Below are 14,600 nucleotides of genomic sequence, written 5' to 3' on the forward strand. Positions count from 1 at the left end.
GTTTTCCTGAACTGTGGGGTGCAGGCTAACATCGGCCCACTGTTTCGATTAGTATCCCTGCATGAGATATACAGTTTCACTGGTGAGACAATGGACCTGAATGCTGCCTTGATCCTGGTGCGTATCGTCGACAAGGGCTCCTTTACCGCGGCGGCCCAGGACTTGGGGATGACCAAGGCGACGGTCAGCCGCCGCATCGCCGAGCTGGAGCAGCGACTCGGGGCGCGCCTGCTCTATCGCTCCACCCGCCAGCTCACCCTGACCGAGGCGGGTGAGCAGTATTACCTGCGCTGCAGCAAGGCGGTGGAGGAGTTGGCCCAGGCGGAACTGATGCTGAGCGCGAGCCAGCAGGAGGTGACCGGCACCCTCAAGCTGGCGGTGCCCATCGAGACGGGGCAGTTGGTGGTGGGTCGGCTGGTGGCGCGTTTTCTGCAGGCCTATCCGGGGCTGAGGGTGGAGCTGGAGCTGACCAACCGCATCGTGGATCCCATCAGCGAGGGGTTGGATGCCATCGTGCGGATCGGCGACATGAACGACTCCAATCTGGCGGCCCGTCGGCTGTGGAGCACGGAGCGCCTGCTCTGCGCCAGCCCCGAATACCTGGCGCGCAACCCGGGTCTGGAGCGGCCTGAGGATCTGGTGCGCCATGAACGGATAACGGTGAGCACCGGGTTTCTCGCATCGCACTGGTGCTTTGAACTGGATGGTCGGGAGGTGCTGGTCGATCCCCCTGCCAGATTCACCGTCAACAACATTACCTGTGCCCGGGAGGCGGCCAAGACCGGGTTGGGGTTGGCCTCCCTGCCTGCCATGCTGTGCCATGATGAGCTGGCGAGTGGCGCCCTGGTGGCCCTGTTGCCCGACTGGCGTCAGCCCAAGGTGCCGATCTATCTTCTGTTCCCGGAGCGACGGCTGATGCCGCGCAAGTTACGGGTTTTTATCGATTTTCTGGTTGCGAACGGGCCTGATTACGGCATCGACAACCTGTTGTGAGTGGCTGCGGCATCGACAGGCTGCATGGAGGAGACGCGATGGAAGAGTGGATCAATTTGTATCGGGCCTCTCACTCCCTGGAGGCTCACGCCCTGAAGGGGGCGCTGGAGGTCGAGGGAGTGCGGGTGCGGCTCAGCGGGGAAGGATTGTCGGGGGCGCTGGGGGAGTTGCCGGTGGATCTGCTGCAGGTGACCCTGATGGTGTGCGAGGCGGATCGCAGCCGGGCAGGGCGGATCATCGAGCGTTATCAGCAGCGTCAGGGCAACGGCTGGCTCTGCGGTCAGTGTGGGGAGGAGAATGGTGCCAACTTCGATATCTGCTGGCACTGCCACCACGATCCCCACGACCACTGACCCCCTTCCACTCCTCGATCCTCTTGGGTAACAGAGGAGCCTCAGGCGTTCGCCTGTACCCTGTGACACCTCAGCGCAGGGTGAAGTCGATGTCCTCACCCGCGTTGGCGTCGTGATAGGTCGCCAGATCCAGCTCCCCCTCGCTGCGGGCGATCAGCACGGATACCAGAATATCCCCGGAGACGTTGACCGTGGTGCGGGCCATGTCCAGCAAACGGTCGATGCCGGCGATGAGGGCGACGCCCTCCAGGGGCAGGCCCACGGCCGTGAGGGTCAGGGTGAGCAGCATCAGCCCTGTGCCCGGGGTTCCCGCCGTGCCGATGCTGGCCAGGGTGGCGATGCTGATGATGGTCAGATAATCCACCACGTGCAGATCCACCCCGAAAGCCTGGGCCACGAACAGGGCGGTAACTCCCTGATAGAGGGCGGTGCCGTCCATGTTGATGGTGGCGCCGATGGGCAGCACCTTGGCGGTGATGGCGGGGGAGACCCCCAGCCTGCGCTCGGCGCAGGCCAGGCTGATGGGCAGGGTGGTGCTGCTGGAGCTGCTGGTGAAGGCCACCGCCTGGGCATCGAGGATGCTCTTGAAGTAGTGCAGGGGATTGAGGCGAGCCAGCAGGAGCAGCAGGCTGCTGTAGACCCCGAGCACGTGCAGCAGGCAGCCGAGGTAGACGGCGCCGATCACCTTGAGCAGGGGCAGCAGCAGATCCAGCCCGTACTTGCCGGTCATCCAGGCCATCAGGGCACAGACGCCGTAAGGGGCCAGCACCATCACCATCTGGGTCAGCTTGAACATGCCCTCTGCCAATGAGGCAAAGAAGCGGATGGCGGGACGACCACGGCGACCGCTGGCATTGAGGGCCAGGGCCAGGGCGATGGCGAAGACCAATACCTGCAGTACCTTGCCATCCACCATGGCCTGGATGGGATTGCGGGGTACCAGATGGCTCAGCACGCTGGCCAGGGTGGGCTGTGCCATGGCGCCGACCCGTTCGTAGGGCCCCATATTGGCGCCCATGCCGGGCTCCAGCAGCCAGCCCATCATCAGGCCGATGCAGATGGCGATGGCGGTGGAGAACAGATAGAGGGTGATGGCCTTGCCGCTGATCCTGTCCAGGGCCTTACCTCTGAGCAGGGCTGTCAGACCGGCGATGACGGAGCAGAAGATGAGGGGCACCATCAGCATCTGTATGGTGTTGACGAAGAGCACGCCGATGGGCTTGAGCAGCAACGCCTGCTCGCTGAAGCAGAGTCCGAGCCCGATACCGCCGAGCATGCCGAGCAGGGTCTTCAACCAGAGCGGGCGGCGGGTCCAGATCCGCCAGGGCTTGAAGGCCCATCCATGGAACAGCATGACGCCAATGTCCTTATTTTCTGACTGCGAGGGCAAAAAGGGGCGCTAGTGTAGCCATCCCTCGATCGAGTTGCCACATTATCGACAATGCGGCGGCCACGACCAGCCCGGTAGCATGAAAAAGGGCAATTTATTGGTCTATATCAAGATCGGGAATGGTCGCCGGGGGTTTAATTGACATCTGACATGATAATTAACGAGGTTTCAGATGTCCCAATCGATACATGGTCACGAAGTGATGGAAATGATGCTGGAACAGGGGGGGCAGTTCAGCCGTGCCAGCCTCAAGCTGGCGATCGGTCAGCACTTCGGTGCCGATGCCCGCTTTCACACCTGCAGCGCCAGCGAGATGGATGCCGATGCCCTGATCGATTTTCTGGCCAAGCGCGGCAAGTTCATCGAATCCGAAGAGGGTTTCCAGACCAGCGCCGACAAGATCTGCAATCACGGCTGAGGCCGACGGCGAGCCGCCCCCGGTGGCTCGCGCAATCTCCCGCCCTTTGTTAGTATTCCGACCTCTCTTTTCCTGCTGAAGGCTTAGCCAGGACGTTGTATGGATACTTTCTCCGCTGCCGTCATGTTGTTTCTGATCATGGATCCGCTGGGCAACCTGCCGGTCTTCCTCTCCATCTTGCGCCACGTCGATCCCAAGCGGCGCCGCAAGGTGATGATCCGTGAGCTGCTCTTTTCCCTGGCCATCATGCTGGCCTTCCTGTTCGTCGGTCAGCAGATCCTGAGCTTCCTCAACCTGCGCCAGGAGGCGGTGAGCATCGCCGGTGGCATCATCCTCTTCCTCATCGCCATCAAGATGATCTTCCCGACCCCGGGTGGGGTGACCGGCCTTGCCGCCGGTGAGGAGCCCTTCCTGGTGCCCATGGCCATCCCCATGATCGCGGGCCCCTCCATCCTCGCCTCCCTGCTGCTGCTGGCGAATCAGGAGCCGACCCGGATGACGGACTGGTCCCTGGCCTTGCTGATGGCCTGGGGGGCCAGCGCCGTGATCCTGATGTTCTACGAGGTATTCAACAAGCTGCTGGGTGAGCGAGGACTCACCGCCCTTGAGCGGCTGATGGGCATGCTGCTGGTGATGATCTCGGTGCAGATGCTGTTGGACGGGGTACACCACTACCTGGAAGTGACCGGCAAGGGATAAACCCCGTCTTTGAACGGGGCTCTGTTCAGGCAGCCTCGACCGTCGGGGTCTCCAGCTTGCCCATGATGAGGGTGAGTAGAGTCTCCCGCAGCCAGCGATGACCCGGATCCGCGTCGTGGCGCTGATGCCAGATCAGCAGGTGGGAGATGCTCTCCAGCGCCACCGGCAGGGGTAGCGGCACCAGCGGATAGACCTGGGTCGCGTGGCGGGCGTAGAGCCGGGAGAGGGTCACTATCATGTCCGAGTGCATGCCCATGCGCAGCGCCGCCTCGAAGGTGGGCACGGTGGCCTCTATCCGGCGATAGAGATCCTGCTCCGCCAGCTTGTGATCCAGCATCCAGCGATCCCGCCCTTCGCAGTAGGTCTGCACATGGGGATAGGCCAGATAGCGGGCAAGATCCCAGTCGGTTTCCTGCAGCGCCGGGTGATCCGGCTGCACCAGACAGGTGAGGTCATCGATGGCGAGCAAGCGCTGGCAGATGGCGTTGGGCAAGGTATCGAGGCGAAAATCCGAGTTGATGCAGTTCTCCCGCACCGTGAAGGCGATATCCACCTGGCCCTGGCTCATCTCGGTCAGGCTGTGCTCTGTCCACTCCTCGTAACGCAACCGCATGCCGGGGGCCTGGCGCTTGAGTTCGCTCAGGTAGAGGGGGGCAAACAGGGTGAAGGCGCTGTCCATGCTGGCGATGACGAACTCTCGCTCCGTGCTGGCGGGATCGAAGGCGGGCGGCTGGATCAGGTTGTCCAGGGAGAGCAGTATGGGCTGCAGCTGTTGTTGCAGATCCAGGGCGCGGGGGGTGGGATCCAGCCCGTAGGCGGAGCGCACGAACAGGGGATCGTCGAAGGTTTCCCGCAGGCGGCCGAGGGCCTTGCTGACGGCGGACTGGCTCAGGTGCAACCGACGGGCGGCCCGGCTGCCGTTGCGCTCCTCCAGCAATACCTGAAGAATGATCAATAGATTAAGGTCGATGCGCCCGAGCTGTTCCAACAACATGATATGAATCCTCGTCAATTCTCAGATGAATTTATACCATTTGTTTTCATATCTTGGCGACCCTATGCTCGATCCTGTCTCTCGCCTTGTGGCGGCTGGTACAGGATGTAGCGGTTGAGGGGACAAGTAGCACTGACTCGTACGGCGGCCATGGTCGCCGTATTTTTTTGCCGATTGACTCGCAAACTTGCACCTGTCTTGATTTCGCCCAACAATCTCTACGCTTTCTTTTGATACAAACAATCGGTATCTATCAGTCAGGAGTATCCCGATGGGACTCGGTGGAATTCATATCTGGCATTTGTTGATCCTGCTGCTGGTCGTGGTGCTGGTGTTTGGCAGCAAGCGCCTGGCCGGTGCCGGCGAGGATCTGGGTACCGCCATCAAGGACTTTCGCAAGGCTTTGCGTGACGATGATACGCAGCCGAAATAAGTAGGAGTTGAATGATGTCTGTAAAAGATGAAGTGCTGGAAACCTGTGACAGCTGCGGCAGCATGGCCGAGATTGGAACCATCATCGGGGAAGGTGATGATGTGATGGAGCTGGTGATCGAGGCCGCGGCAGAAGCCGACGCTCGCGCCAAGCTGGCCGGCTACGAAGCGCTGGCCAAACAGGTCAGTGCCGAGGCCGAGTGCCACAGTGAGCTGACACAAGGCGCCGATGGGGTGATCCTCAAGGCTCGTCTGCAATTCACCTGCACCGCCGAGAAGCTGATCTTCGAGATGCGTGCCCGTTCCCTCTGAGCCCAGTGATGATACGGCAGGCTCGCCTGCCGTCTTGACCTCCAGCCGCTTCTCCCGTTCTATATTGAGTTATCCCGTGGGCAACCCCTGTTCCGGGCGTCGGCCAGCAGAAGGAGATGACATGCGGCTATGGATCTGGCTCCTGCTGGCACTCTGTTCCCTTCCCTTGCAGGCGGCGGATCCCGCCCCTCCATCCAGTGCGACCGCGTCTCGGGTTGTGGACGTCAGGCCCAAACTCCTGCCCCAGCCCGGGGATCTTGCCCACATCCTGGAAAAGAAAGAACTGAGGGCCCTGGTGGTCTATGAGCGGGGCTTCTTCTTCTTCGACAAGGGGACCCAGTACGGCATTCTGGTCAATCAGCTGCAGGGCTTCGAGCGCTGGCTGAACAAGACCTATCTCGCCAACGAGAAACTGAAACTCAAGATCATCTATATCTCGGTGCGTCAGGACAAGCTGCTGGACTACCTCACCGAGGGGCGCGGGGATCTGGTGGCCGCCAACATGACGGTGACCCCGACCCGACGCGAACAGGTGACCTTCTCCCAGCCCCTTATCGCCCCGATCGAGGAGTGGGTGGTGAGCCAGCGGGATCTGCCCGCCTTCAACCGCATCACCCAGCTCTCTGGGCGGCGGATCTGGGTGCGTGCCAGCTCCAGCTACCATGAGAGCCTGACCCAGCTGAACTGGCTGTTCCGCGAGCTGGGGTTGCCCCCCGTCTATATCGAGACGGTGCCCGAATACCTGCAAGATGGCGACCTGATGGAGATGGTGGCGGCCGGCATCATACCGCTCACCGTGACCGACAGTTTCAAGGGGCGGATCTGGCTCGACATGATAGGGGGGCTCAAGGCCCACAAGCTGATCCCCCTGCGGGACAAGGGCCGCAGCGCCTGGGCCCTGCGCAAGAACGACCCCGAGTTGCTCAAGGCGGTGAACGCCTATATCTCGGAGGCGAGCAAGCGCACTCTCTACAGCGACATGACACTGCGTCGCCTGCTGGCCCGAAGCGAGCAGATGAGCAACATACTGGCGCCGGATCCCCTGGGGCGGCTGTCGACCATCCGCAAGGTGATAGAAACCCAGGCAGGCAAATACCAGCTGGACTGGCTGATGCTGGCGGCCCTTGGCTACAAGGAGTCGGGGCTCAACCCCAATGTCCGCTCCAACAAGGGGGCGGTCGGCATCATGCAGCTGCTGCCGAGCACCGGCGGTGCCGTCGGGATCCGCGGGGCCAGGCTCACCAGCCTGGAGGGCAATGTGGAGGCGGCCTGCCGCTACCTGCGCCACATCCTGGACATCTATTTCAACGACCCTGCAATGGACAACCTCAACCGCCATCTGTTCGCGCTGGCGGCCTACAATGCAGGGCCCAACCGGGTGCAGGCGCTGCAGGCCAAGGCGAAAGCCAGGGGGCTGGATCCGAATGTCTGGTTTGGCAACGTGGAACAACTGGTGGCCAACGAGGTGGGACAAGGGCCCATCAACTACGTCGGCACCATCTACAAGTATTACGTGGCCTATCGTTTCAGCCTGCCTCAGCTGGAGGGCAAGACCGAGGCCATCGAGGCGGCGCGACCCTGATCCTCATCCCAGCCCCGATCCCTGTGCTGCAGATACCAGGGAGACAGCACTCTGGTGACGGGCTCCGGCTGGCAAAGCTGAGGTCTGTGGCTGAGGGTGGGGCTGTCACTAAGCTCCATGATCGACTCCTTGGCACAGTGTGTTTGGGGCTCTTGCCCGGGTTATGCCACGACCTCATGACAAGGAGATGAACCTTGATCCCCGCTGAATTTGCCCTGCTGGACGATCCTGGCGCCGCCCTCAAGCTGCGTTGCCAGCTGATCCGCAGTGCCCGCAGCCGGATCCAGGCCCAGTATTACAGCTGGGACGAGGATGGCAGTGGCAAGTTGCTGTTGGCCGAGCTGCTGCACGCCGCCAGGCGCGGGGTGAGAGTGCAACTGCTGATCGACGATCTCTATGTCGGTGACAACCGCCTGCTGGAGATGGTGGCCCATGAACCGGGGATCGAAGTGCGCCTGTTCAACCCTTTCTGGCTGCGGGGCTGGCGACGGTTGACCCTGCTGCTCGAAGGGCTGCTGAGTTTTCGACGGATCAACCACCGCATGCACAACAAGCTGTTGCTGGTGGATGGCTGTCAGGGGGTGATCGGGGGTCGCAACATCGGCGATCGCTACTTCGGATTGGGGGAGGCCCCTCACTTCGTCGATCTGGATCTGGCCTGCCGGGGGGCCATCTGCCGGCAGGCCGAGCAGGGTTTTTCACTCTATTGGCGCAGCCGCTGGAGTCGCCCCATCCGCCGTCTGCTGCGGCGAAAATTGCTGCCCGCCGAGGTGACGGCGGTCAATGGTTTCCTGCTCACCCTGACCGAACCCGGGGTGGCGGCTCTTTATGATCTGCCCGCCACCCTGTTCGACGATGAGCCCGTCCCCCTGCGCTGGCATGAGGGGCAGGGCGAACTCTGCTTCGACAGACCGGGCAAGGGGCTGGTGGCCCGGCCAACCATGGCGCGGGAGCTGAGTCGTCGCCTGCTCAGCAATCCGGGGGCGTTGCGGTTGGTGAGTCCTTACCTGATCCTGACCCGCAGCCTGCGGCGCAGTTTCAGACGGCAGCGGGAGGCGGGGGTGAGCATCACCATATTGACCAACTCCCTGGCCAGCACGGACGTGCCCCTGGTCTATGGGGCCTATCGTCGGCACAAACCCTGGTTGGCGCGCCAGCAGATCGCGCTGTTCGAGCTGAATGACGAGGCCCTGAGCCTGCACGCCAAGCTGGTGCTGATGGGGGAGGAAGAGGCCCTGCTCGGCAGCTTCAACCTGGATCCCCGCTCCCTGATGCTCAACACCGAGCTGATGCTGCACCTGCACAGTCCCTTGCTGTGCGCCGAGCTGCAGCAGTGGCTGGAGCGCTGGCTGCAGGTCTCCGTCCAGCGGGTTGCGGCCCCGTCGGCGGTGCGGCGTCTGCTGGCGAAGCTGAGCGACTGGTTGCCATTGCATCCCTGGCTGTGACGGCGCTCTTGTGCGAGATCTCGCAAAGCCTTGTGCGCCTTGGTGGATAACGTTTGCCATCCAATCTCTCTTGGCCTTTTTATCGCTTTGTTTTTAATCGTTTTTTGCCTGATGTGAAAGCAGTAGGTCTGGTTGTGGTTTGCATATCGAGCCCCACAAAACGGTTTTTTATTTTATCCAACTGCGTACTATTTCAAGCGCAAGGACAAACACGGCGGCGTGCCGTCGTGTGGGCGAAGAGAGTGGGAGGGAATGGGTCGACCGGATTGCTCCGGCAGGCGTCACCTCGGATCGGGAGCGGAAACCCGTGAGGTGAAACAGTCTCTCCCAAGGCTCGGAACCCAATATGGAACATGCTATTTGCGAGGGGGTGACATGCGAATGTCGCCCCATTTTTTTATGCCTGTCTGGCGTGTCGCCCACAAAAAAACCGCCAACTGGCGGTCTTTTTGTGGGACTTGCCTCAGGCGATGCCAGCCAGCAATCGGCTCCAGTTGCGTTTGCTGGCGATGAAGCCATCGCGCAGGGTGCGGTATTCCAGCTGCAGCTTCAGCCTGTCGTAACGGGCCAGCGCCTTGCGCCTGCGCAGCTCCAGCAGCCGCTTGCGGCTCGCGTAGTAGTGCTGGATCTGCTGGCTCAGCTTGTCGTACTCCTCCTGCAGCAAGGCCTGCCACAGCTCCCTGTCATCCTGCTTGTGCAACCTGGCCTGGGCCCGTTTCAACTGCATCTGCAACCTGGCCTGCTCGATGCGTTCCTCCGGGCAGGAGCGCAGATCCTTCGCCAGCCCGCACCAGGCAGCGCTTCGGATCAGCCACTTGGTGGGATCGAACTGCCACCAGCGGATGCCGTTGCGGTAGTCGTTCTCGAACAGGTGGTGGAAGTTGTGATACCCCTCGCCGAAGGTGAAGAAGGCCAGGATGCCGTTGTCCCGGGCGCTGTTGCGATCGGTGAAGGGCTGGCTGCCCCAGATGTGGGCGAGGGAGTTGATGAAGAAGGTGGTGTGGTGGGTCATCACCATGCGCAGCACCCCGGCCAGCAGCAGCATGCCGAGCAGATCCCCGTGAATGAGCCCCAGCAGCAGCGGGATGCCGATGTTGGTGCCGAGGGTCAGGGCCAGGTAGTGCCTGTGCTGAAAGGCGACGACGGGGTTGTTCTGCAGATCCCGCACGTTGCTGTAGTCGTGGTAGACCTCGCCCTGATACTCCCGCAACATCCAGCCGATATGGGAGTACCAGAAGCCGCGACCGGCGCTGTAGGGATCCTGATGGTTGTCATCCACGTGACGATGGTGGCGGCGATGATCCGAGGACCAGTGCAGGGCCGAGTTCTGCAGGGCGAGGGCACCGCCGATGGCGAAGATCCACTGCAGGATCGGGTGTGCCTTGTAGGCCTTGTGGGACCAGAGCCTGTGGTAACCGGCGGTGATGGAGATGCCGCAATAGCAGAACAGCAGCAGGAAGCTGAGCCACTGCCAGAGATCGTAGCCATGGGTCAGCCCGTACCAGGGCACAGCAATCAGTGCCGTCAGCCCGGAGAGGGTGAACAGCAGGGTGTTGGTCATGATGATCGGGGGACGTTCCATTTCACTCGGTTCCTTTCAGCGAACAGCTGTGCGCTATTCTCCATTGAGCCGGAATGTGGGTCAATGGTAAAAAAGTGGGAGACAAACCTGATCCCGGCCCTGCCTTCGGGTTATCATTTGGCCTCGCTAACCTCAAGGTGACTGTTTTCGTGGGTATTCGCGCGCAACAAAAAGAAAAAACCCGGCGTACGCTGATCGAGGCTGCATTCAGTCAACTCTGTGCCAACCGCAGCTTCTCCAACCTCAGCCTGCGGGAAGTGGCACGGGAGGCGGGCATAGCGCCGACCTCCTTCTACCGCCATTTTCGTGACATGGAAGAACTGGGGCTGACCCTGGTGGACGAGGGCGGGCTGACCCTGCGCCAGCTGATGCGTCAGGCGCGTCAGCGTATCGCCGGGGGTGGCAGCGTCATCAGCACCTCGGTGCAGACCTTCATGGAATTCGTGGAAAACAACCCGAACATCTTCCGCCTGCTGCTGCGCGAGCGCTCCGGCACCTCGGCGGCTTTCCGTCAGGCGGTGGCCCGGGAGATCCAGCATTTCATCGCCGAGCTGACCGATTACCTGGAGGCGACCACGGAGGCGCCGCGGGAAGAGGCCTTCATTCAGGCCGAGGCCATGGTCACCATCGTCTTCAGTGCAGGCGCAGATGCCCTCGACATGACCAGCGAGGAGTGCAAGGCCCTCTCCGATCGCACCATCAGCCAGTTGCGGATGATCGCCATGGGGGCCGAGGTACTGAATCGCAAGCGTCGTGAATCACTCTCTTAACGCAAGGATGGACTGACATGCATGAACCGAACCCTATCCCGAAGAAACCCCTGCTGCTGGCGATGCTGGTGGGCATCTGTGGTGATGCCTTCCTGTCGGTGGTGACCGAGTCGGCCGTGCCTTTCTCCTTCTTCCCCCTGATTGCCCTGGTACTGGCGGCTTATCAGCTCTACCAGCACTATCGTCATGAACCCATGGTGGGAAATACCCCGACCTGCATGCTTCTCAGCTTTTTCATCGGTGTTTTCGGCCATTCAGCATTGATCAAGGTGCAATACCCGGAGCTTGGCAGCAATTTCTTCTCCCTGATCACCATGTTGCTGCTGCTGGCGGTGCTCTCCATCAAACTCGGCATCAGCGTGGGGAAAAAAGCAAAGGAGTGACGAATCACTCCTTTGCGGGGCTGAAAAGCGGGATGAAAGATCAGTTGCCCTCCGGGGGCGTGCCTTTCTGCTTGGCGTCGATGATGGCTTGCAGCTTGGCGCGGATCTCCATCATGCCGAAAATGCCGAAGACCAGCACCTGGGTGAACTCGAGCCGGGTGACCGCGAAGTAGGGCTTGCAGGCAGCCTTGATGAGGCTGGCCTGTACCCAGTGCATCAGGGCCACGATCAGGCCGCAGACCGGCAGGAAGCCGTTCAGCTTGCCCGGCAGGGTACCCAGCAGCGCGAGGATTACGCCGAGCCAGAAGAACAGCAATACGCCCATCGCCAACAGATTGAACACCCGCTTCATCGTTTACCTCCCGCACATAGTGTTGATAGCAGACCCGATCGGTCTGCTTGTTCTTGAGTCGTTGTCCGCCTGGACGGGGAGGGCCCAGTGCCCGCCTTCCACCGGCATTCACACCGCAGCGTCATGCCGGGTGTCTCGTACATAGAACTGATAGCAGACCCGATCGGTCTGCTTGTCCTTGAGTCGTTGTCCCCATGGACGGGGAGGGTCCCGCGCCCGCCTTCCACCGGCATTCACACCGCAGCGTCATGCCGGGTGTCCCGTACATAGAGCTGATAGCAGACCCGATCGGTCTGCTTGCCCTTGAGTTGTTGTCCGCCTGGACGGGGAGGGCCCAGCGCCCGTCGTCCACCGGCATTCACACCGCAGAGTCATGCCGGGTGTCCCGTACATAGAGCTGATAGCAAACCTGGCCGGCCTGCTTGTCCTTGAGCAGCTGCCAGCTGGCGGGCAGCGCCAGATCGGCCATCTCTTTTTCCCGTTCAAGATAGATGAGGGCATCCGGCGCCAGCCAGCCCCGCTGCTCCAGCAGGTCACACACCTGGGGCAGCAGCTCACGGCGAAAGGGTGGATCCAGGAACACCAGATCGAAGGGGGTCGCCGGCCCCTGCAACCAGCTGACGGCATCAGCCTGGATGACACTGCCCTGCTGGCTGCCGAGCACCGCCAGATTCTTTCTGAGCTGTTCGGCGGCCCCTTTGTCCATCTCGATCAGGGTCACTTGCTCGGCGTAGCGAGAGAGCGCCTCCAGCCCCAGGCTGCCGCTACCGGCAAACAGGTCGAGACAGCGGGTACCGCGTACATGGGGGGCCAGCCAGTTGAAGATGGTTTCCTTGACGCGATCCGTGGTGGGTCTGAGTCCATCCAGGTCCCTGACCGGCAGTTTACGCCCCTTCCATTGGCCGCTGATGATTCTTACGAACCCGCTTTTGCCTTGTGAAGAAGGCTTGGGGTTGGGGTTGTTACGGCTGGTTTTCACTCTGGGCATCGCGTTTCGTCGTCAGAAAATAAAGTGGTAGTATAAGCCGGTTCATTTTTATGTCGGCCCACCGAGGGACGGCTATCTTAGCAGTCAGCCAACGAAGTGAGTATTTTTTAGATGGCAAAAGGTTTGTTTTCCTGGCTGGGTTTCGGCCGCAAGAAAGAAGAGGCCGAGGTCGCCCCATCAGAGGCCCCCGCAGCCACCCCGGTGATCGCAGAGCCCGAGGGCAGTGCCGCCCCCGCTCCCGTTGCTGATGCTCCCCTGCCCGAGGCAGCCGTTACTACCGCCGAAGAGTTCCCCGAAACGCCGGATGCAGGTCCGCTGGTGGTGGAAGAGTGCGCCTCCGAGCTGGAGCCCGTCATCGTCAACGAGGCCCTGATCGCTGATGAGGCGGCCGAGGCCCAGGAGGCCGCACGTCAAAAGGCTAAGGAAGCTGCTCACGTTGCTGCCGAGGCGCAGGCCGCCACAGAGGCTCGTATTGCCGCCGAAGCGCAGGCAGCGGAAGCTGCTCGCATTGCTGCTGAAGCGCAGGCTGCCGAAGAGGCTCGCATTGCCGCCGAAGCGCAGGCTGCCGAAGAATCTCGCATTGCTGCTGAAACGCAGGCTGCCGAAGAAGCTCGCATTGCTGCTGAAACGCAGGCTGCCGAAGAAGCTCGCATTGCTGCTGAAACGCAGGCTGCCGAAGAGGCTCGCCTTGCCGCTGAGGCGCAGGCTGCCGAAGAGGCTCGCCTTGCCGCCGAAGCGCAGGCTGCCGAAGAAGCGCGCATTGCCGCTGAAGCGCAGGCTGCCGAGGAAGCCCGTATTGCTGTTGAAGCGCAGGCTGCCGAAGAAGCTCGTATCGCCAAAGAGGCCCAGCGAGCGGAAGATCTGCGCCTGGTCGCCGCGATGGAGGCGGAAGCTGCCGCCCTGGCCGCGCTGCCACTGGCTGCCAAGGTCGATGACGATACCCAGGAGAAGCCGCAACGGGAGGGTTTCTTCGCCCGCCTCAAGCGCAGCCTGGTGCGTACCAAGGAGAACATCGGTTCCGGCTTCTTCGGCCTGTTCAGTGGCAAGAAGATCGACGACGAGTTGTTCGAGGAGCTGGAGACCCAGCTGCTGACGGCGGATCTCGGGGTGGATACTACCAGCCGTATCATTGACGGCCTGATCCAGCACGCGGATCGCAAGCAGCTCAAGGATGCCGAGGCGCTCTACGGTCTGCTCAAGCAGGACATGGGAGAGATGCTGACCAAGGTCGAGCAGCCTCTGGTCATCGACACCAGCAAGAAGCCCTATGTGATCCTGATGGTCGGCGTCAACGGGGTGGGCAAGACCACCACCATCGGCAAGCTGGCCAAGCAGTTCCAGGCCGAGGGCAAGAACGTCATGCTGGCCGCCGGTGACACCTTCCGCGCCGCTGCCGTCGAGCAGCTGCAGGTCTGGGGTCAGCGCAACAACATTCCGGTCATCGCCCAGCACACCGGCGCCGACTCCGCCTCCGTCATCTATGATGCCATCGAGGCGGCGCGCTCCCGTGGCGCCGACGTGCTGATCGCCGATACCGCCGGCCGCCTGCAGAACAAGAGCAACCTGATGGAAGAGCTCAAGAAGGTGGTGCGGGTGATGAAGAAGCTGGACGAGGAAGCCCCCCACGAGGTCATGCTGACCCTGGACGCGGGCACCGGCCAGAACGCCCTGAGCCAGGCCAAGCTGTTCAGCGAGGCGGTGGGCCTGACTGGCATCACCCTCACCAAGCTGGACGGTACCGCCAAGGGCGGGGTCATCTTCGCGGTGGCGGACAAGTTCCAGATCCCGATCCGTTACATCGGGGTGGGCGAAGGGATCGACGACTTGCGTCCCTTCGTCGCCAACGACTTTATCGAGGCGCTGTTCAGCCGGGACGAGTAAGTCCCGTCGTGATGAACCTGTGCCAT

General features: G+C 61.8%; 16 protein-coding genes. 11 read left to right on the forward strand and 5 right to left on the reverse strand.

The window, feature by feature from the left end:
• Window positions 1–90: 90 nt before the first annotated feature.
• Together VZC39_RS01445 and VZC39_RS01450 are read left to right on the forward strand one after the other, a co-directional pair.
• Window positions 91–993, forward strand: coding sequence for a LysR family transcriptional regulator (locus tag VZC39_RS01445; RefSeq protein WP_349920667.1), 903 nt, complete (start codon window positions 91–93; stop codon window positions 991–993).
• Window positions 994–1,031: 38 nt separating this feature from the next.
• Entirely contained in the window at window positions 1,032–1,346 is a 315-nt protein-coding gene (locus VZC39_RS01450; protein WP_349920668.1) for a DUF2007 domain-containing protein, read from the forward strand.
• Between the two features lie 70 nt (window positions 1,347–1,416).
• Here VZC39_RS01450 and VZC39_RS01455 read toward each other — a convergent pair whose 3' ends face one another.
• Window positions 1,417–2,700 carry a dicarboxylate/amino acid:cation symporter gene (locus VZC39_RS01455; RefSeq protein ID WP_434665149.1) on the reverse strand — a complete coding sequence of 428 codons (1,284 nt, stop codon included), beginning with the start codon at window positions 2,698–2,700 and terminating at the stop codon, window positions 1,417–1,419.
• Window positions 2,701–2,908: 208 nt separating this feature from the next.
• Here VZC39_RS01455 and VZC39_RS01460 point away from each other — a divergent pair, with 208 nt between their 5' ends.
• Together VZC39_RS01460 and VZC39_RS01465 are read left to right on the forward strand one after the other, a co-directional pair.
• Window positions 2,909–3,154, forward strand: coding sequence for a YecH family metal-binding protein (locus VZC39_RS01460; RefSeq protein WP_434665152.1), 246 nt, complete (start codon window positions 2,909–2,911; stop codon window positions 3,152–3,154).
• 99 nt (window positions 3,155–3,253) lie between these two features.
• Entirely contained in the window at window positions 3,254–3,853 is a 600-nt protein-coding gene (locus VZC39_RS01465; protein WP_434665153.1) for a YhgN family NAAT transporter, read from the forward strand.
• Between the two features lie 25 nt (window positions 3,854–3,878).
• Here the strand turns inward: VZC39_RS01465 and VZC39_RS01470 are convergent, their stop codons facing one another.
• A complete protein-coding gene (locus VZC39_RS01470; protein ID WP_349920672.1) occupies window positions 3,879–4,847 on the reverse strand; it encodes a LysR substrate-binding domain-containing protein in 969 nt (322 codons plus the stop codon).
• A gap of 271 nt (window positions 4,848–5,118) precedes the next feature.
• Here VZC39_RS01470 and tatA point away from each other — a divergent pair, with 271 nt between their 5' ends.
• The 4 genes from tatA (at window position 5,119) to VZC39_RS01490 (ending at window position 8,618) form a co-directional block, all read left to right on the forward strand.
• Window positions 5,119–5,280 (forward strand): twin-arginine translocase TatA/TatE family subunit, encoded by a 162-nt coding sequence (gene tatA / locus VZC39_RS01475; protein WP_434665156.1) that lies wholly within the window; start codon window positions 5,119–5,121, stop codon window positions 5,278–5,280.
• Between the two features lie 14 nt (window positions 5,281–5,294).
• Window positions 5,295–5,591 carry a YfcZ/YiiS family protein gene (locus VZC39_RS01480; RefSeq protein ID WP_349920674.1) on the forward strand — a complete coding sequence of 99 codons (297 nt, stop codon included), beginning with the start codon at window positions 5,295–5,297 and terminating at the stop codon, window positions 5,589–5,591.
• A 121-nt stretch (window positions 5,592–5,712) separates the two neighbouring features.
• Window positions 5,713–7,173 carry a transglycosylase SLT domain-containing protein gene (locus tag VZC39_RS01485; protein ID WP_434665159.1) on the forward strand — a complete coding sequence of 487 codons (1,461 nt, stop codon included), beginning with the start codon at window positions 5,713–5,715 and terminating at the stop codon, window positions 7,171–7,173.
• Between the two features lie 194 nt (window positions 7,174–7,367).
• Window positions 7,368–8,618 (forward strand): phospholipase D-like domain-containing protein, encoded by a 1,251-nt coding sequence (locus tag VZC39_RS01490; protein ID WP_434665161.1) that lies wholly within the window; start codon window positions 7,368–7,370, stop codon window positions 8,616–8,618.
• 463 nt (window positions 8,619–9,081) lie between these two features.
• Here VZC39_RS01490 and VZC39_RS01495 read toward each other — a convergent pair whose 3' ends face one another.
• Window positions 9,082–10,200 carry an acyl-CoA desaturase gene (locus VZC39_RS01495; protein ID WP_434665163.1) on the reverse strand — a complete coding sequence of 373 codons (1,119 nt, stop codon included), beginning with the start codon at window positions 10,198–10,200 and terminating at the stop codon, window positions 9,082–9,084.
• 149 nt (window positions 10,201–10,349) lie between these two features.
• Here VZC39_RS01495 and fabR point away from each other — a divergent pair, with 149 nt between their 5' ends.
• Window positions 10,350–10,970: an HTH-type transcriptional repressor FabR gene (gene fabR / locus VZC39_RS01500; protein ID WP_349920678.1), complete on the forward strand. Its 621-nt coding sequence runs from the start codon at window positions 10,350–10,352 to the stop codon at window positions 10,968–10,970.
• Window positions 10,971–10,987: 17 nt separating this feature from the next.
• Complete coding sequence (locus VZC39_RS01505; RefSeq protein WP_349920679.1) at window positions 10,988–11,353, forward strand: YijD family membrane protein; 366 nt, start codon at window positions 10,988–10,990, stop codon at window positions 11,351–11,353.
• Between the two features lie 40 nt (window positions 11,354–11,393).
• Here VZC39_RS01505 and VZC39_RS01510 read toward each other — a convergent pair whose 3' ends face one another.
• The gene (locus VZC39_RS01510) at window positions 11,394–11,705 is read right to left on the reverse strand and encodes a DUF1145 domain-containing protein (protein ID WP_349920680.1); all 312 of its coding nucleotides are present in this window, start codon (window positions 11,703–11,705) and stop codon (window positions 11,394–11,396) included.
• Between the two features lie 358 nt (window positions 11,706–12,063).
• Complete coding sequence (gene rsmD, locus VZC39_RS01515; protein WP_349920681.1) at window positions 12,064–12,693, reverse strand: 16S rRNA (guanine(966)-N(2))-methyltransferase RsmD; 630 nt, start codon at window positions 12,691–12,693, stop codon at window positions 12,064–12,066.
• A 111-nt stretch (window positions 12,694–12,804) separates the two neighbouring features.
• Between rsmD and ftsY the strand changes: the two genes are divergently transcribed.
• Window positions 12,805–14,574 (forward strand): signal recognition particle-docking protein FtsY, encoded by a 1,770-nt coding sequence (gene ftsY, locus VZC39_RS01520; RefSeq protein WP_349920682.1) that lies wholly within the window; start codon window positions 12,805–12,807, stop codon window positions 14,572–14,574.
• The last annotated feature ends 26 nt before the right edge of the window (window positions 14,575–14,600 follow it).

Source organism: Aeromonas sp. NJAU223, assembly GCF_051125555.1.
Taxonomy (GTDB): domain Bacteria; phylum Pseudomonadota; class Gammaproteobacteria; order Enterobacterales; family Aeromonadaceae; genus Aeromonas; species Aeromonas veronii_G.